The sequence below is a fragment of the Tumidithrix elongata BACA0141 genome (genome assembly GCF_036349135.1).
Lineage (GTDB): Bacteria > Cyanobacteriota > Cyanobacteriia > Pseudanabaenales > Pseudanabaenaceae > Tumidithrix > Tumidithrix elongata.
Genome location: NZ_JAZBJZ010000043.1, coordinates 24,891 through 41,985, shown reverse-complemented (window position 1 = coordinate 41,985; position 17,095 = coordinate 24,891). Strand labels below are relative to the sequence as shown.

The following is a 17,095-nucleotide window of genomic DNA, read 5'->3' as shown; positions in this document are numbered from 1 at the left end:
CTCTCTTTTTATTTTCGTTTTTCGTCTCTGACTGATTTTTAGAGGTGCCCTTAAGCTATCGCACGCAAGAATACCCGTATAACTACCCAAAAGCACAACGCGATCGCCGCTATACAGAGTCTTTGCAAAAAACTGCAGCGTGATTTTTTGAAAAATCGTATTTAACGTCAGTCTCCAACGGAGGCGCACCTGCGGGAAGAGTGAAAGAAACAAAAGTATTGAATTTGTTAGGTTTCAGCTTTTACGAAAAAGTTTGTTTCTTAGGAGTTCGGGATAAGAAAAGCTGAAACCCTTTATAGGAATGTAAACCTTGAATTCGCGCTTCTTCCCAAGCAATCCGAGCCGCATAGGCATTCAAGTCCTGAGAGAGTAGGGAATGAATCACCTGTTGCATCGAAGGGTATTCAACCATGAGGGCTTGAAAAGCTGCCTGTGGGAGAAACCAAATTTCGCTGGTAGTGAGGGCGATCGCACTAGTTTGATAGGTATCTGCCTTCGTTACCAATGTATAGCCAAACAAATCTCCTGCATTTCGATAGCAAATTAGCGATTTACCAATGGGCGATCGCCGAAAGATTTCTACTGTTCCAGATTTGAGTAAGTAAACCCCTGTTGGGGTTTGTCCCTCTTGGTAGATCGGCGTTTTGGGCTCTACGCAAAAGTAATGAAAAGACTGGGCGATCGCTTACAATATTTCTGCTGGTAATTTTCCCCATACTTGGTGCTCGCTCAGCCAAAGATAACACTCGGAACTCTGGCGATCGCTTAATGGCTCAGCATGAAAGCAATCTGCTTGGAGTGGCAATGGCTGCTCTAGAACTGTAGCGATCGGCTCAGACTGACGATCTTGGGTAAATCTAGTAGTAGAGTTCATATTTTGATTGTAACTGCTACTGGGGCAGGTCTAGAGGCCGTTCAAGGCAACTGTTGTTCCAATGAGGCTTAGATTACCGCTAATCGAAGTCTTATTGAGGAGAAGGAAAGCTTCGTAATTTGTGGAAATGCCTGGATTAGCATCAAAGGTAACTAGCGTGGCATTGGGAGTTGCTGCCCCGAACGTGAAAACCCCAGACGAGCTATTGTAGCTACCCGTAAACTCTGCTATTGAGTTGTTCCCGAGAGAAGACTGAATTATGCTATTTAACTGATTGGCAGAGGTTCCAAGCCCTGTATAGCCAGTGCCAGTAAATTGAATCTGTTCCATTCCAGTTAGAACATCAATATTAGCGCTTCTGATATTAATCGTTCCAGTAGCAGAAGAAATCTGTCCCGTCTTTGCAATAGAGATTCCATCAGCAGCGATCGCATATTGCGCTGTGTCTAACGTTCCACTACCGCCAACCAATAGGTCGCTGGCGTTGCCCCCAGAACCGATGAAGGTGTCATTGCCCGAAGTACCCATCACGAGCCTTTGACTGCTGGCTGTACTCAAATTGCCAGCAGCATCTTGGGAATAGAGATAGTAGGTCTTTCCATTTGTAGAGCCAGCCAAACTAGATATTGGGATTGTGAAATTACCATTAGCATCTGCGATCGCTGTGGGTGTGGCGAAACTGGTTGGGGAACTGGAACTCGTGGAGAGCTGAATTTTTGCACCAGCCTCTGTACTTCCAATTATGCTTGTTGAGGTATAACCGCTAATTTTGGGCGCGAGTGGAGCCGTTATATCACCAAGGACAAGAGAAATAGAACCAATATTGACATTGGCTCGGGCAGAGGTGGTGTCATCTCCCAGAAAGATCAAATTTGGTGTTTCATAGGGATCGATCGTGCCTACAAAAGGAGTATAGTCTCTCACCCTACCTGAAAGCGTAGCCGTTGCGTTGGTTACAGCATTTGTAGCCTTGAGAATATAGGTATTACCCTGAATGGAAAGCTGATAGTTAACTGGATTGACGCTGGTGTTAAAAGCAACCGATTCGGCTTGGGTGAAAAGGTTAGCACCATCATTCTGCGCCCAAACACTATTACTAAAAAAGCCAAGTTCAATGCCTTTTTTGTCACTACTCAGAACAATTACGCTAAAACCTGCGCGATCGTCCTTCCCATCGTTATTTTTATTGGCAGAAGCTTCGCGGGCTTCGGCTAAGACTTGAGCGGTAAAGTTGAGGGTGTAGCCAATGGTGCGATCTAGAACCTGGTCAGCCCGAGCAAAGCCTGCGTAGGAAAGTGAATTTGCAAATGTATTAAGGTTTGTCACTCCATTGGCAGCCGTGGGAGTTATGCCGCTAGGAAGGCTACTAAATAACCATCCTTGCGTTGTGGGTAAGGTGTTAAGGGAAGCATTGTAAAGAGTGATGGTTTGAGAGGCGGCGGCGATCGCGAAGGATTGAGTTAAAGACTGGGATGCTGGAACAGGGTTACTATTACTGCTGTTGACACTAGAAGTAAAGTTATTCCCTTGGATAAGCGTGCGAATTCGGATGCTGCTATGATTTTCGAGTTTCTCCTCGAATACAGCGATCGCTTTACGTTCGCCGTCATGCATTGTAGATAAACCTTTATTCATGATCGCCTGCTCCAGTTACTATAGCGGTTTGCAAACCTTCCAGCCCTTGCAGGCAAGATGCCTACGCTACAAATTAATAACAGCTCATTTAGGAATGCTATATGTCCCTGAGTTGTTTTGGATCTTTCAAGATGCTGAAAAATTAATAATTTCATTAAAGCATCTCATCCAACTCCAGTCACCCTTTTGTAACATAGTTTGCTTCTTCCGTTAGGCTGGAAATCGCGTTCTCTTAACGGAAAGGCATGGAGTAGAGTAAACCTCCCTGCTTCCAATTTTGATTAATGCCGCGTGGAAGTCCTAATGTGGTGAGATTGCGGTTGTAGATATCTTCGTAATTACCTACGGCTTTAAGAACTTGCGTTGTCCAATCGGGATCTAATCCCAATTCAATTCCTAAAGATTCAGATGTACCGAGAAACCTCGATACATCAGGATTTTTTGTATCCTTAAAAACCGTATAATTTTTCTGATTGATGCCCAACTCCTCGGCATAGAAAGTGGCATAGACGACCCAAGTGACGATATCTTGCCAACGTTTGTCTGTACTCAGCACAGCGTAACTAAGTGGTTCTTTAGAAAAACTGGCATCTAAAATTTTGTGATCGCTTGGTTTAGGAAATTTGCTGCGCCATGCCGCCAGTTGAGATTTTTCCAAGGATACTGCAACACAATTCCCTTTGACATAGCTGTTATAGATACTATCGAGATCGGCTAATGTTACGAGATCGGCTTGGACATTCGCTTCTTTGAGTGCCTCTTTAAGATTTGATTCGCTGTTGCCTGTCTCAACACAAATGGTTTTACCTGCTAAATCTTTTAAGGTCGGTAAATCCTTACTAGCAGAATCATCCGACTTATCGGTTGATTTCTCGGTCGTTTTTTCTGTGGATTGCGTATCTTCGGTGCTGGATTTTTCGCTGCTAGGTTTACTGCTTGTAGGCTTGGGCGTAGCATTATTCGGAGCAGTTCCCACTCTCAGCATAATTCCTTGTCCATCAAAAAACACAGTGGGGGCAAATGCAATGTTTTTGGTAGCATCGCGGCTCAAGGTGCGGGCAGTGTTGCGAAGCAGCACATCAATATCGCCTGCCTTTAAAGCTGTAAACCGATCTTTCGCCGCGATCGTCTTGTATTCGATCGCTTTGTCATTGCCTAAAACTGCCGCTGCGATCGCGCGACAATAGTCCACGTCTAGGCCACTCCATTCTCCTTTTTCGTTGACATAGCTAAATCCTGGGAGTTTACCGTTTACGCCACAGATGAGTTTACCTCGGGCTTTTACCCTTTCTAACGTACCTTGTGCTTCTTTGGGTGTAGCAGTGGGGCTGGCAGAGGTCGTTGGTTTATCTGAAGCGATCGGGGCGGTCTTTGGCTCAGGGGGCTTATCTTGACAGCTTGACAAAAGGCATAGGCAAGAGAGAAAAAGACCAGTTGGAATTAGTTTTGCAAGGTTCTTCCCATGTTGTTTTGGGTCAAGTTTTCGGGCTGGGTTTACATTCATACGACTCTTATACCTATGCGCTTTAGCATCTGAATTTGCCAATTCCCCACCAACCAATCGTAGGTTAATAATGGCTTAAGATTAGGACTGGTAGATCGCCAAACAAGCAAGATATTATAGGCTAATTGCCTTTTTGTGCCGCGATTTTATGCCAAACTCCAGTCCAGACCCAATCAACCTCAAACCATTAGGCAAATCATCGCAACGATTTACTTCAAAACAATATGCCAAATTAAAGGCAGAAGCTACATCCCCCTATCGTGGCTTAAGAAAATTTATCTACGCTACTTGTGGGGCATCGGGAGCGATCGGGGCATTCGTGTTTTTTGCCCAGTTACTTGCAGGCAGAGGAGAATTTGAGACTACTTTAGGCAACTTGGCATTACAGATTGGCATCGTCGCGCTTATGGTGGGATTATTTCGATTAGAACGGAAGGATTAGTGGTTCGATTTCAGTTTTCAGTTTTCATTTAAAAGAAGGTTAGCTTTTGAGTGTGGTAATGGGTAGCTGCTCCTTGGTCACTTTAGAGCAGATACAAGAGCAGATACAATCTATAAACCGATAACCGATCACCAAATAACCAATAACTTTTTTCCCATTATTTGTCTTCATTTCCCTCTTTCCTCCATGCTAACAGCAAGCTCCGATCTAGTAACGATCGCGCGATCGCAAATTGCTTTACTGACCCAGAGTTTAGGGGCAGGAGCCAGTGCTGTTTATCTTACCGAAGAGACCTCCGACGGAATGCCACCTAATCTGATTCAAGTTGTGGCATATCCTGATGATAATGTGCCAACCCTTCCCCCTGAGACCTTTCCCATGTTACCCACCAGCGAAAAGGGAGACTTGGTGAGGCAAAGGCGCATGGTATTGCCCTTGATCTACCAAGAAGCGATTTTGGGATTTTTGATGACAGGACGAGACGATCGCGACTGGACAGAACCAGAGCAAACTCAAATTCAACAGGTCGCTAATACCCTAGCTGTTGCCTGTGCTTTAGACCGCCGCTGCCAATGGCTAGAAGAAAATCAGCGTCGTGTTTACGAGCAGCAAAATCACTTTCTCTCGAGTCTGTTACACCAGTTACGAAATCCTCTCACAGCGATTAGAACTTTCTCTCAACTATTGCTCCGTCGAATCATGCCCGAAGACCCCAACCACAAATTTGTGTCGGGGATTTTACGGGAGGCACGACATATTCAAGACTTGTTGGCAGAAGCCGAACATCCTACCCCTTTGTTATTGGCTCAGTCTAAGACAGGGTTGGCATTGTTGCCAGCGGCTGAATTAGAGATTCTTCCTACCGATCTAAGAGAGATTTTAGATGCTATATCTACGGCAGCAAGTGCGATCGCCCAAGAACGCAACCTACACTTCATGGCAGTATTCCCTGAATATATTCCCTTGGTGTTGGCAAATGCCGCAGCTTTACGAGAGGTGCTGGGAAACCTCGTTGATAATGCCTTAAAATATACGCCTGAAGAGGGATGCGTGGGTTTGAGTGTTAGCGTGCTAGATGGCGGCTATGTTTCTGTGATTGTGCAGGATACAGGTGTGGGAATTCCAGCATCGGATATGACGCATTTATTTGAGCGCAGTTTTCGCGGACGGCAGGCAGACGGAAATATTTCAGGGACGGGTTTAGGGCTTGCGATCGCCAATGACTTGATTAAGAAAATGCATGGAAATATTCAAGTGAGCAGCCAGCCCGATCTGGGAAGCATTTTCACAGTTAACCTCAAAATGAACCTCGAATCTTGATTGAATTGTCAAGTAATTCTATAGAACCCATTTGGTATCTTTTCCTGTGATACTTAGCTTTGCAGCAAGCCGTCATTCAGCGATCTACGATAGAGGCAGCTAAAGAAAGCCGTTTTCTGCCAGAAAACAGAGAAACCCAGCTAGCTACAAGGCTTCTGTCTCCTAGATTAGATCTCAAATGGGTTCTATACAGCGATTAGTTGGGAATTCTCTAACTAGAAATCTAAGATAATCGTTGTTTGAGCCAAAATAGCAACATTGGTAGTGCGATCTGATAGCCATATTCAGCACCGTAAACTAATCCCTTTTGTTCTAAACTCTCTAGCGCACCTTGCAAACTTCCACCCTTGGATAGTTGATGTTTTTGAATATATTCGCGTCGATGGGGGCTAACCGTGGGGTCAAGGGCAAGGCTTTCGAGTACGCGTACTTGACTGGGCGGAAGCAGCATGATGAGGGATTCAAAGGTGGGAGACAAATCTTCAATGAGTGCCAACATGCTGCGGTGGACGTGATGGGGCTGAATCAGAAACTCGGTTTTGGATGCTTTGGTATGGAACAGAGCCTGACAATCTAACCAAATTCGCCGAATTAGGGCGATCGCATCGCCAAAATTTCCCTGAACATAGCTGGCAAATAATTCCAAAGCTGGCGTATTCGCATCAAACAACAAGCCCTCGGCTGCCATTGTCGGTTCTAGCCAAGTACTGAGTTCGCGATCGCTGAGGGGAGCCAAGACAACGGTATGTAAGCTTAAATCCTGCATCCAAGGTTCAGTCACCGTGGCAATCAGGGCATAACTCACGCGACTTTGCCGCTGGATCTCTTGGCGCAAATAGGCTTCCCATGTACCTTTGCGATCCCAAGATCGAATGTGCGTAAAGTTTTGCAGGACAATTACAACGCGGCAATCCAGCCCTTCTGCCATTTTTTGTGGCAAACTCAGTAAAGCTTGAAATATTTCCCACAATTCGGTTTGCGGTAGTATGCCTCCCGATCGCGAAGCGTTTCCAAAGGAAATAGGGAATTGATGCCACACCAGACGAAATTTGTCGTTCGTGGCTTTCTCTAAAATCAGAGGCAGGTCCTTAATCCATCCTTGGATCATGGTCACTTCCTTAGGGGCAGTAAACACAGCCATCAGGCTTTCTGCCAATAATTGCAAAAACCTTTCCCCATCTGTTGTTCTGAGACAATCGATCGTAAGCACTCTTGCGCCCACCTGATGCGCAGCCCAGCGTACAAGGGTTTGTCGTCCGCTCCCCGCCACCCCAGCAATCAGCAAATCGCCATCATCTTTTAAAATTTGACTGACTTTAGCAAGCTCTGTTTGCCGCCCAACCAAATGTTGAGGTAAGAAGGGATTATTGACCATTTTGAATTTCAATGATTTGTTGCAACAAATCGAAGTAGGACTGAAATGAATTACGATTGACTAAGATTTTAGCTTAGCTCTATGAATTAGTGTCATATAAATTTAATTGGCACTATTTTTTAGTATTTTTCTAGTAATATATTTTTAACATCCTTACCTCCTTGAATACTCATGGCTTTAGAAACCTTGCCATCCCCAGCCACCGCTTGGCATACCCTAGAAGCTGATAAGTCTGTGCTTTTACTGGAAAGCGATCGCGATTCAGGACTTACCACCAAACAGGTAGAAGAACGTCTACAAACCTATGGTGCTAACGAACTTGTCGAAAAAGCAGGTCGTACCTCTCTGGGGATTTTTATCGATCAGTTTAAAAACATCATGTTGGTGATGCTGATCGCCGTGGCATTGGTTTCAGGAGCGATAGATATTCGCAAGGGCGACTTTCCGAAAGATGCGATCGCCATCTTTGTGATCGTTTTGCTTAACGGCATTTTGGGATATGTACAGGAAAGCCGCGCCGAGCAAGCACTGGCAGCTCTCAAACGTATGGCTACGCCCAAAGTAAGGGTGATTCGTAACGGTACGGTCATGGAAGTGGCGGGGCGGCAGATCGTACCAGGGGATGTGATGCTGCTTGAAGCTGGGGTACAAGTAGCTGCCGATGGTCGATTGCTAGAGGCACAAAACCTGCAAGTGAGAGAATCAGCGCTTACAGGGGAAGCCGAAGGAGTGATCAAGCACGCAGAACTAGAATTAGAAAAAGATGCGAGTCTAGGCGATCGCTTAAATCTGGTATTTCATGGCACAGAGGTCATTCAAGGCAGAGCAAAGGTGCTAGTGACTTCGACAGGCATGCAAACTGAACTCGGTAAGATCGCCACCCTCATCCAAGGGATTGAGTCTGAAGATACGCCCCTCCAGCGACGTATGGGGCAACTGGGGAACGTTCTAGTCACAGGTTCTCTGATTTTGGTAGCGATCGTGGTTGCGTTTGGCGTGATTACCACAGGTTGGAGCAAATTTGAGGAACTGCTTGAAGTCTCTCTGAGTATGGCAGTTGCAGTCGTGCCCGAAGGTTTGCCAGCGGTCATTACTGTGACCCTTGCTCTCGGTACGCAACGCATGGTCAAGCGCAATGCCCTCATTCGCAAGTTACCTGCCGTAGAAACCCTCGGGTCGGTTACCACGATTTGCTCCGATAAAACGGGTACGCTCACCCAAAACAAAATGGTGGTGCAGGTAGTCAGCACCGCTAGCGACACCTTACAGGTGACAGGAGAGGGTTATGCTCCAAACGGAGCATTCAAACGAAATGCTAGCTCGGATTCTATGATTCAAGTGAGCGAATATGGAGAATTACAGAAGCTGCTGCTTGCCTGTACCCTATGTAATGATGCCCTATTGCAGCAAAAAAAAGGGGAATGGATTATCATCGGCGATCCTACAGAGGGCGCACTTTTATCTTTGGCTGGTAAAGGGAATTACGATCAGGCAGAATGGACGCATAAGCTCCCTCGTATTGCCGAAGTTCCCTTTTCATCGGAACGCAAACGTATGAGTGTTGTCTGTGAAGTCACTCAAAATGCGAAAGAATCCGATCTTGATGGGGTAAACCATCTCCAAGAATCTGGCTATCTGATGTTTACCAAAGGTTCCCCTGAGTTGACATTGGAATGTTGTACTAGTATCCAGATTGGTAAAGACATTCAGTCCCTAGATGACGAACAACGCGATCGCATTTTACAAGAGAATAATCGCCTTGCTGGTCAAGGTTTGCGCGTGTTGGGCTTCGCCTATCGTCCTACCCTAAGCCTACCTGAAGGCGATTTCAACGAAAGCGAAGAACAGCATTTAATTTGGATTGGTCTGGTGGGAATGCTCGATGCGCCGCGCCCAGAAGTGCGTCAAGCCGTACAACGCTGTCGTGAAGCGGGAATTCGGGCTGTAATGATTACGGGCGATCACCAACTGACTGCCAAAGCGATCGCTGAGAATTTAGGTATTTCTAAAGAAGGCGATCGGGTGTTAATTGGCAGAGAGCTAGAGGAACTGACCCAGCCTGAGTTAGAGCAGGAAGTTGACCATGTTAGTGTCTATGCCCGTGTCTCGCCCGAGCACAAACTGAGAATCGTTCAAGCGCTGCAAGCTAAAGGTCATTTTGTGGCGATGACAGGTGATGGCGTCAACGATGCCCCCGCATTAAAGCAAGCCGACATTGGCATTGCCATGGGAATCACAGGTACAGATGTCAGTAAAGAAGCCAGCGATATGATTTTGCTGGATGATAATTTTGCCACGATTGTCGCAGCCACTGAAGAGGGGCGCGTCGTTTATACAAATATTCGGCGATTTATTAAATATATTTTGGGTAGCAATATTGGAGAAGTCCTGACGATCGCAGCAGCTCCGCTACTGGGTCTAGGTGGAGTTCCCCTCACACCCTTACAGATTTTGTGGATGAACCTCGTCACCGATGGCTTGCCAGCACTGGCTTTGGCAGTGGAACCCGCCGAGCCCAATGTCATGCGCCGTCCTCCCTACGATCCGCGTGAGAGTATCTTTGCCCGTGGCTTGGGTTCCTATATGATTCGCGTGGGCATCGTCCTAGCTATTTTCACGATCGCGCTGATGGGCTGGGCCTATGGTTACACCACAAATTTCCATCCCGAAGGTCTCGATGCCGATCGATGGAAAACGATGGTATTTACGACCTTGTGTTTGGCACAGATGGGTCATGCCTTGGCAATTCGCTCAAACACGCAGTTGACGATCGAACTCAATCCCTTCTCTAACCCCTTTGTCCTTGCATCCATCTCGCTCACCACAGTTCTACAACTGATGCTGATTTATGTTCCACCTTTACAAAGATTTTTTGGTACGCATATTCTTAGTTTCACAGAAATTATGGTGTGCTTAGGCTTTAGTACATTAATGTTTGTGTGGATAGAATTGGAAAAATTATTTATTCGTTGGCGAGCATCCAAAGCTTTAGCTTTACGTTAAATCCAGAGCTATAGGAATCCTATTTGATTTGTATGCAGGGGCAATTCATGAATTGCCCCTATGCTTGCCAAATCCCTTCAGTACGGGGGTGATTTGCCTGAAGCCACAACCGCCACTCCGCCCGGGTCTTGGGATGAATTGAGTTATCTGGTGCATCCTGCATATAGAAGTATTACTGGCATCCGAAATGACTCATCAATAAGCTTAAACAAGAAGCTTAAACAAGAAGCTTAAACAAGCTGTCATACATACAGACATAGGGAAAGCTTAAGCTAGATTTGAGGAATTCAGCCGTTTAGTATGTAGATTTATGAAGCGATGGCTGATTGTAGTTACTGCCAAAAACTGGGGTGGGGTCAAGTCCTGTAATTTGGCGAAATTGGGAAGGTGTAATTTTGGGAGCGATCGCACCATATTCCCAAGATTTTAATTGTTCGTGAACCTTTTCGATAAAGGCAATGCCTTTAATTAAGGGGATTTGAAGCCAACTCTGCACCAAGATTTCAATCAGCGCTAATTCAATTAAGGGGGGAGCATAGGCGATTAACAAGTCTTCTAAATAGTCGCTAAAATCATCAAAAACATCACCATATAACTGGTAACTTTCGATAATATGCTGCACCCGTTGGCGACTAATTTGCTCCCATATTTCCATAACTTGCCTTAATTAAGGAGTAGGTTATTCTATAGCAAAGTAATGCGATATATCCTATTAGTATAATCTTTGATTAACACTTGTAATGATTCCTCAGAAATTAAGAATTAAAAATTTCCTGAGCTATCAACAACTGACCCTCGACTTTAGTGGATTGCATACTGCCTGTATATGTGGTGCTAATGGTTCTGGCAAGTCGTCGTTGTTAGAGGCGATCGCATGGGCAATTTGGGGAGAAAGTCGCGCCGAAACTGAAGACGACATTATTCACATTGGGACAAAAGAGACACAAGTTGATTTTGTATTTACCTCTAGCGGTGAAACCTATCGCGTCATTCGGACAAGAGCTAGGGGAAGTGCCAGTGTTTTAGAGTTTCAAATTAAAAGTGAAGGGCAATTTAAATCCTTAACTGAAAGGGGGCTGAGAGCAACGCAGCAGGTGGTTTTGTCCCATCTCAAAATGGACTATGACACCTTCATTAACTCCGCCTATTTACGACAGGGGCGAGCCGATGAATTTATGCTGAAACGCCCAAGCGATCGCAAGCAAATCTTGGCAGAAATGCTGTGTTTGTCGCAATATGATTACTTAGCCGAACGCGCAAAAGATATTTCTCGGACATGCAAAGGTGAGGCAACGGCTTTAGAGAGTTATCTAGCACACATCAAACAGCAAATTTTGCTAGGAGAAGCGATCGCGCCGCAGTTAGAAACCCTCAAAATCCAATTGGCAAATTGGCAATTATCTTACGAACAAGATCGCGACCAATTACAATTGCTTGAAACGCAGCAGCAACAGCAGCAAAATTTATCCCAACAATGTCATTGGAAACGGCAACAAAAGGCACAAATACAGACAGAGATCGAGCGACTACAACAACAAATTGCCACACAACAACAGCAACTTAAAACGCTCACTGCCCTATTAGATCGACAAGAAGCGATCGCCCAAGCCTATGCCAACTATCAGCAGCTCTGCCAACAAGAGACCCTGCTCAATCAAAAACTACAGCAACATCAAAAGGCACTCAGTCAGCAAACAACCCTCAATCATCAACTCACGAATCAAAAAAGCGAGCTCAAAGGGCAATTACGCCACCACCAAGCGCAATTAGAATCTCTGTTGCAACAGCAGCAGGAGTTACAGAATATTCTCAATCGAGCCGCAGATATTGAAGCTGCCCATGCGCAACTGTTAGAAGCGAGAACAAACCTACAACGCATTGAAAAATTACAGGCGGAATCATCGCCTCTGTTACAACGCCGCCAAGTCTTACAGCGCAAAATCGATCAAGATGCCGCGAAGCTGACCGCCAGAGTCGAAGAATTTAAGCGCAGCCGCCAACAGTTTCAAGCCCAACACCAGCAATCGCTTCAGATTGCCGAGACTGCCCAAAAGCTAGAGCAGCAGATTGTGGCGCTGCAAAAAAAACAGGTCTATCAGCAGAGAGTTCACGATAAGGGGCTGGAACGGCGTGATTTTTTAGAAAGACTCAAAACCCGCTTGGCGGACTGCGAACAAAAATTTGAGCGACTGCATTCTAAAATGTCACAATTGGCAGAACCCAATGCGCCTTGTCCTCTATGCGATCGCCCCCTCGATGAAGCCAACTGGACATTGGTACAGCGCCGACATAGCCAAGAGTCCAAAGAGATTCAAGCCGAAATGTGGTTGATTAAAGAACAGCAGTCAGCTTCAGATTGGGAAATTAAGGTCTTGCGCGAAGAATATCGTCAACTGAATGTTGAACTAAGTCCCCTACCACAGCTTTTGCAACAAAAGGGAACGCTACAAGCTCAATTACAAGCTGGTTTAGAGGCGCAACAAAAGGGACTACACCTCGAACAAGAAATTGCTAAACTCAAGCAAAGGCTGGAAACAAACGATTATTGCCGAGAGAGTCAAAAGGAACTAGAGATTGTCGAACACAGTTTAGTGCGGCTCAACTACGATGAAAAGAATCTTGCCCTTGCCAGAGGCGAAGCCGATCGCTGGCGATGGGCAGACGTGAAGATGGCAGAGCTAAAAAATGCCCGACGGCAAGCCGAAAACCTCGCTCAAAAAATTCCAGAATTACAAACCAGCATTCAGCAACTTCAGGATCGCTTAGATCGCAACCTGATCGATCTGGAATTGCAGCATCAAGTGGAACAATGCGATCGCACCCTCGCCCAGATTGCCTACGATCCCAACCACCATCAACAGATTCGCGCTCAAAAGGAAGAATCTACCCCCGCTTTGCTGCGGTATCAAGAACTCACCCAAGCTCAGCAGCAATATCCCACCCTACAACAGCAATTCCAACAGTTCCTCAAATTAGAAAGCGATCGCCGCCAAGAGCTACAACAGCTTCACTTAGAAATTGGCGAATTGGAGCACCAACTCAGCCAGTTTAGCGATCGCTACGACATGGAAATTCCAGAACTGAAAGCGAAACTGCAACAAGCGCGATCGCAAATGGACGATCTGATTGGGCAGATTGGTAGTCTCCAACAGGCGCAGCAGCAGGTGATTCAACTGATCGAGCAAGAGAAGGAAACGATCGCCAAACTCGAAAAAATTCGCTATCGCCAACGACTGCACCAGGAACTGCAACAGGCCTTTGGTAAAAATGGAATTCAGGCTTTGATGCTCGAAACGGTATTGCCTCAGATTGAAGCGGAAGCAAATCAGATTTTGGCACAACTAAGCGACCATCAATTGAACGTGCGGTTTATTACCCAGAAAGCAGGGAAAAAAGCGGATAAGGTGATCGAAACCCTAGAAATTGAAATTGCCGATAGTCGCGGTACACGACCCTATGAAACCTATTCGGGTGGGGAATCCTTTCGGATTAATTTCTCAATCAGGCTGGCACTGTCGCGGGTCTTGGCACAACGTAAAGGCAGTTCGCTACAAACATTAATTATCGACGAAGGGTTTGGTAGCCAAGATCAAGATGGCTGCGATCGCCTCGTGGCGGCAATTAATGCGATCGCTCCAGATTTTGAGTGCATTCTCGTAATCACCCATATGCCACAGCTAAAAGAGGCATTTAACACCCTGATCGAAGTCACCAAAACCGAATCAGGCTCAGTAATTACTTTAGTTGGGTGAGACACTATATTGAGTCAATCTCATTCCGTTTTTGAGCCTTCTCTTGCTCCTTCTCTTGTTCTCTCTCTTGACATAGTTGACGAATTCGCAAACCAACCCCCAATGTCACCTGCTTCATAATCCAATAAAGCACAGCGATCGAGATGAAGATCACAACCATAATCACCAAGGGAAGCTTTGCTGTGACTGAATTAAACGATTCAATCAATAAGGTTTTGGGTTTGGTGACTAAATCCCAACTGTTAAAGCGCAGAAATCTGCCCAAATAGACGCCGATGGTACAGATTGCATGAATGAAAAGTTCTGTCCTGATCACAAACTGCTTACTTGCACCTTGACGCCTGAGATAGTCACCCAAATTAATCAGCGAAATTACATAGGCTTCAAGCCCACTGATAATTGCAAAAAAATGGATAGGAATGAGAACGACCATCAGCACTCCGACTGGGTAGTCATCCTGAATTGCTCTGATCAGATGGACTAGATCTGTAATTAAGTAGGGAGCGTTAGGAAGGAAAGCAATAAAAACAAGACAGCCTAGCCACCATAACCAAGAACGCTCTTGAGCAGTTTTGCGACGAAAAAGCCAAAAGCTAAGTGCCAGAGGAATAAATGCCAAAAATAGATTTAACGCGATCCAGTCGGTATGTTTGTCTAACGCTTCTAGAGCTTCGCCGATCATTGATGCAATCATTATTTATTCTCATCACCATCTTCATTATTGTAATCAAAGGAAATTTCAGTCCTATTTTTTCCTTTGAGGATCATCGACCACGCCGCAGAGGGTTTGCCCCAAAGCCATTTGCGAATGGTTTCCCACCAGTCCTAGTCCCACCAAAGCGGAAGGATGAATCTACACCTTAATCAAGGCGTAGATTTTGTAAGGGTTGATTTGGTTTATACCTGAAATATTTATGACAGTTCCGTATATATCAATAAATAAATTAAAACTACGACGAGAATCTTTGACTAAAGGTTTGACGGAATGTTTCAGGATTAGCTGTGATATCTGTAAGGGCGATCGCTTGCTGCTCGCCCGTTGCCAACCACTTCAGTTGTAGCTGACCTGATGCCACCTCAGATTCCCCAAGGATCAGTGCTGCTTTTGCCCCCGCACTGCTGGCGCGTTTGAGCTGCTTGTCAAATTTTGCCCCACTCAGATCGAGTTCGGTGATAAACCCCGCACGTCGCAAGCTTTGCGCCACAAATAATGCCTTTGCCTCGGCGAGTTCGCCCCTAGATACGAGATAAAAGTCAGCCGTAGGAGCAGTCCTTTGGGATAGTTTTTGCAGTAATAGTACCAAACGTTCCAAGCCGATCGCCCAACCTACCGCAGGTGTATCTGCCCCACCTAACTCCGCCACAAGGCGATCGTAACGACCGCCGCCGCAGACAGCAGACTGCGCCCCTAACAGCGTCGATTGAATTTCAAAAGCCGTGTGGGTATAGTAGTCTAGCCCTCTGACTAGACGGGGATTGAGCCGAAAAGCAATGCCTAAATCCTGTAAGAGCGATCGCACGCGCTCGAAATGCTTTTGCGATTCAGCTCCCAAATAATCGAGAATGCTAGGAGCCGCCTGCACGATTTCTTGGGTGCGTTTGTCCTTGCTATCGAGAATTCTTAAGGGGTTACGGGTCAAGCGATCGCGAGAATCAGCATCGAGTTCTGCTTCGTAGGGAGTGAAATAGTCCACCAGAGCCCCACGATAGGCAAGCCGATCCTCAGCATTTCCCACGGAATTTAAATCCACGACCAGATCGGTAAGTCCTAACTCCGTTAAGAAATCGCTGGCGATCGCAATTACCTCAGCATCCGCACGGGGATCTTTACTCCCTAAAACCTCAACCCCCAACTGATGAAACTGGCGCTGCCTACCCGCTTGAGGGCGTTCGTAGCGAAACATTGCCCCTGTATACCAAAGTCGTTGTACGCCGCCTTGGGCAAATAATTTATGCTCGATAAAGGCGCGTACCGCGCCCGCAGTGCCTTCGGGTCGGAGCGTTAAAGAGCGATCGCCTTTATCGACAAAGGTATACATTTCTTTGCCAACAATATCTGTTGTTTCCCCAATGCCGCGGGCAAATAATTCCGTTGCCTCAAAACTTGGCGTGCGAATTTCGGTATAGGCAGCTTGGGCAAGTATGCGCCGTGCTAAGGCTTCGAGGTGCTGCCAGTCATAAATTTCTGGAGCCAAAATATCCCGCGTACCGCGTGAAGCTTGAATGGAAGACATAAAAGATAGGAACGCTATACGGAATCTTTAAAAGTTACTTTCTTGGAACTTACTGACCAATAACTCAGACAGCGCAGGATCGAAAAGTTTGGGTTCGGCAGTCCAATTACCGTAATGGCTCAAAATTTCCTGTACAAGATGATACAAACTTTGAGATAGCGCTCTTGGATAATGTAACCACATCCCTGAAATCTGACTGGCAGCATAGTCAAACGTCGGACTATCTTGCCAAATCAATTCAGCAGATACGCGATCGATCTGCGCTAGATGTGCGGCTAACTCCCGATACATCGCTAAAGAAATATCGGGATTGTAAATCACTTTACATTTCTGATCGATATCAGGCACTCTCTAATCCTTCCATGATCAAAGATGAAGTCACAGAAGGCACGGCAGCCTGTGGCTTTGCTGATTGAGATTTTATGTTTTGAGGTCTGGAAATGCTACAACAATTTACTTCATCAAGGCAAACCTTGCCCCACTGCAAAGCCCAGCGTACTAGTGCCACGCGGTTATCTGTTTGGGTTTTGTTTAAAATATTGCTGATATGGTTATCTACCGTGCGTTTGCTAATTGCCAATTCCACGGCAATATCTTGGTTTGACATCCCTGCTGCTACCAACTCAATCACCTGAAGTTCGCGCTCAGATAGGGCGATCGGGCTGTTACTTTGTGGCTGATGGAGTTCGATAGTGTTGGTCATGGTAGCGACTATTAAAAATTAGGTTTTCCGTAACTAACTGTTAAGTATTATCCATTAAATTCTGACAATTGATGAAAATAAGTTATAGGACTTGTCCTATAAAACTTGTGAGATCGGACAAAACATGTCTAACTTCAAAAGTACCTGCCCCCTTAAAGCTTGAGCCAGATTTTTCTCAAAATTGTCAGAATTGAAAACACGGTCATAACTGACCGCCGTTAATGATTTCATTGGGATCTTGTAATGAGTATAA

General features: G+C 45.7%; 14 protein-coding genes. 4 read left to right on the top strand and 10 right to left on the bottom strand.

The window, feature by feature from the left end; all coding sequences use genetic code 11:
* Nucleotides 1-241: 241 nt before the first annotated feature.
* The 4 genes from V2H45_RS12230 to V2H45_RS12215 all read right to left on the bottom strand — a co-directional run bounded on the left by V2H45_RS12230 (nucleotide 242) and on the right by V2H45_RS12215 (nucleotide 4,013).
* Nucleotides 242-682, bottom strand: a complete 441-nt coding sequence (locus V2H45_RS12230; protein WP_330483938.1) for a Crp/Fnr family transcriptional regulator — start codon at nucleotides 680-682, stop codon at nucleotides 242-244.
* Between the two features lie 3 nt (nucleotides 683-685).
* Nucleotides 686-874, bottom strand: coding sequence for a hypothetical protein (locus tag V2H45_RS12225; protein ID WP_330483937.1), 189 nt, complete (start codon nucleotides 872-874; stop codon nucleotides 686-688).
* Nucleotides 875-904: 30 nt separating this feature from the next.
* Complete coding sequence (locus tag V2H45_RS12220; RefSeq protein WP_330483936.1) at nucleotides 905-2,509, bottom strand: choice-of-anchor Y domain-containing protein; 1,605 nt, start codon at nucleotides 2,507-2,509, stop codon at nucleotides 905-907.
* A gap of 232 nt (nucleotides 2,510-2,741) precedes the next feature.
* Nucleotides 2,742-4,013 (bottom strand): amino acid ABC transporter substrate-binding protein, encoded by a 1,272-nt coding sequence (locus V2H45_RS12215; protein ID WP_330483935.1) that lies wholly within the window; start codon nucleotides 4,011-4,013, stop codon nucleotides 2,742-2,744.
* Nucleotides 4,014-4,161: 148 nt separating this feature from the next.
* Between V2H45_RS12215 and V2H45_RS12210 the strand changes: the two genes are divergently transcribed.
* Both V2H45_RS12210 and V2H45_RS12205 read left to right on the top strand, forming a co-directional pair.
* A complete protein-coding gene (locus V2H45_RS12210; protein WP_330483934.1) occupies nucleotides 4,162-4,455 on the top strand; it encodes a DUF3493 domain-containing protein in 294 nt (97 codons plus the stop codon).
* A 186-nt stretch (nucleotides 4,456-4,641) separates the two neighbouring features.
* Complete coding sequence (locus tag V2H45_RS12205; protein ID WP_330483933.1) at nucleotides 4,642-5,775, top strand: GAF domain-containing sensor histidine kinase; 1,134 nt, start codon at nucleotides 4,642-4,644, stop codon at nucleotides 5,773-5,775.
* 223 nt (nucleotides 5,776-5,998) lie between these two features.
* Here the strand turns inward: V2H45_RS12205 and V2H45_RS12200 are convergent, their stop codons facing one another.
* A complete protein-coding gene (locus tag V2H45_RS12200; RefSeq protein WP_330483932.1) occupies nucleotides 5,999-7,150 on the bottom strand; it encodes an ATP-binding protein in 1,152 nt (383 codons plus the stop codon).
* Between the two features lie 171 nt (nucleotides 7,151-7,321).
* Here V2H45_RS12200 and V2H45_RS12195 point away from each other — a divergent pair, with 171 nt between their 5' ends.
* Nucleotides 7,322-10,153, top strand: coding sequence for a cation-translocating P-type ATPase (locus V2H45_RS12195; RefSeq protein WP_330483931.1), 2,832 nt, complete (start codon nucleotides 7,322-7,324; stop codon nucleotides 10,151-10,153).
* A 295-nt stretch (nucleotides 10,154-10,448) separates the two neighbouring features.
* Here the strand turns inward: V2H45_RS12195 and V2H45_RS12190 are convergent, their stop codons facing one another.
* Nucleotides 10,449-10,808, bottom strand: coding sequence for a hypothetical protein (locus V2H45_RS12190; protein ID WP_330483930.1), 360 nt, complete (start codon nucleotides 10,806-10,808; stop codon nucleotides 10,449-10,451).
* An 85-nt stretch (nucleotides 10,809-10,893) separates the two neighbouring features.
* On the opposite strand from V2H45_RS12190, the gene V2H45_RS12185 reads away from it, so the two are divergent.
* Nucleotides 10,894-13,905 (top strand): SMC family ATPase, encoded by a 3,012-nt coding sequence (locus V2H45_RS12185; protein ID WP_330483929.1) that lies wholly within the window; start codon nucleotides 10,894-10,896, stop codon nucleotides 13,903-13,905.
* Between the two features lie 4 nt (nucleotides 13,906-13,909).
* Here the strand turns inward: V2H45_RS12185 and V2H45_RS12180 are convergent, their stop codons facing one another.
* The 4 genes from V2H45_RS12180 to pedR all read right to left on the bottom strand — a co-directional run bounded on the left by V2H45_RS12180 (nucleotide 13,910) and on the right by pedR (nucleotide 16,842).
* Nucleotides 13,910-14,599 (bottom strand): DUF1361 domain-containing protein, encoded by a 690-nt coding sequence (locus V2H45_RS12180; RefSeq protein ID WP_330483928.1) that lies wholly within the window; start codon nucleotides 14,597-14,599, stop codon nucleotides 13,910-13,912.
* A 256-nt stretch (nucleotides 14,600-14,855) separates the two neighbouring features.
* Complete coding sequence (gene hisS, locus V2H45_RS12175) at nucleotides 14,856-16,139, bottom strand: histidine--tRNA ligase (RefSeq protein WP_330483927.1); 1,284 nt, start codon at nucleotides 16,137-16,139, stop codon at nucleotides 14,856-14,858.
* Nucleotides 16,140-16,166: 27 nt separating this feature from the next.
* Nucleotides 16,167-16,487: a hypothetical protein gene (locus tag V2H45_RS12170; protein ID WP_330483926.1), complete on the bottom strand. Its 321-nt coding sequence runs from the start codon at nucleotides 16,485-16,487 to the stop codon at nucleotides 16,167-16,169.
* A complete protein-coding gene (gene pedR, locus V2H45_RS12165; RefSeq protein ID WP_330483925.1) occupies nucleotides 16,480-16,842 on the bottom strand; it encodes a photosynthetic electron transport-dependent transcriptional regulator PedR in 363 nt (120 codons plus the stop codon). The genes V2H45_RS12170 and pedR overlap by 8 nt, the downstream gene beginning before the upstream one ends.
* Nucleotides 16,843-17,095 lie beyond the last annotated feature (253 nt).

Excerpts from the sequence above, each read along its gene's own strand:
- V2H45_RS12205 (WP_330483933.1), top strand. The coding sequence starts at position 4,642 with ATGCTAACAGCAAGCTCCGATCTAGTAACGATCGCGCGATCGCAAATT.
- V2H45_RS12225 (WP_330483937.1), bottom strand. The coding sequence starts at position 874 with ATGAACTCTACTACTAGATTTACCCAAGATCGTCAGTCTGAGCCGATC.
- V2H45_RS12215 (WP_330483935.1), bottom strand. The coding sequence starts at position 4,013 with ATGAATGTAAACCCAGCCCGAAAACTTGACCCAAAACAACATGGGAAG.
- V2H45_RS12200 (WP_330483932.1), bottom strand. The coding sequence starts at position 7,150 with ATGGTCAATAATCCCTTCTTACCTCAACATTTGGTTGGGCGGCAAACA.
- pedR (WP_330483925.1), bottom strand. The coding sequence starts at position 16,842 with ATGACCAACACTATCGAACTCCATCAGCCACAAAGTAACAGCCCGATC.
- hisS (WP_330483927.1), bottom strand. The coding sequence starts at position 16,139 with ATGTCTTCCATTCAAGCTTCACGCGGTACGCGGGATATTTTGGCTCCA.
- V2H45_RS12180 (WP_330483928.1), bottom strand. The coding sequence starts at position 14,599 with ATGATTGCATCAATGATCGGCGAAGCTCTAGAAGCGTTAGACAAACAT.
- V2H45_RS12190 (WP_330483930.1), bottom strand. The coding sequence starts at position 10,808 with ATGGAAATATGGGAGCAAATTAGTCGCCAACGGGTGCAGCATATTATC.
- V2H45_RS12195 (WP_330483931.1), top strand. The coding sequence starts at position 7,322 with ATGGCTTTAGAAACCTTGCCATCCCCAGCCACCGCTTGGCATACCCTA.
- V2H45_RS12185 (WP_330483929.1), top strand. The coding sequence starts at position 10,894 with ATGATTCCTCAGAAATTAAGAATTAAAAATTTCCTGAGCTATCAACAA.
- V2H45_RS12210 (WP_330483934.1), top strand. The coding sequence starts at position 4,162 with ATGCCAAACTCCAGTCCAGACCCAATCAACCTCAAACCATTAGGCAAA.
- V2H45_RS12220 (WP_330483936.1), bottom strand. The coding sequence starts at position 2,509 with ATGAATAAAGGTTTATCTACAATGCATGACGGCGAACGTAAAGCGATC.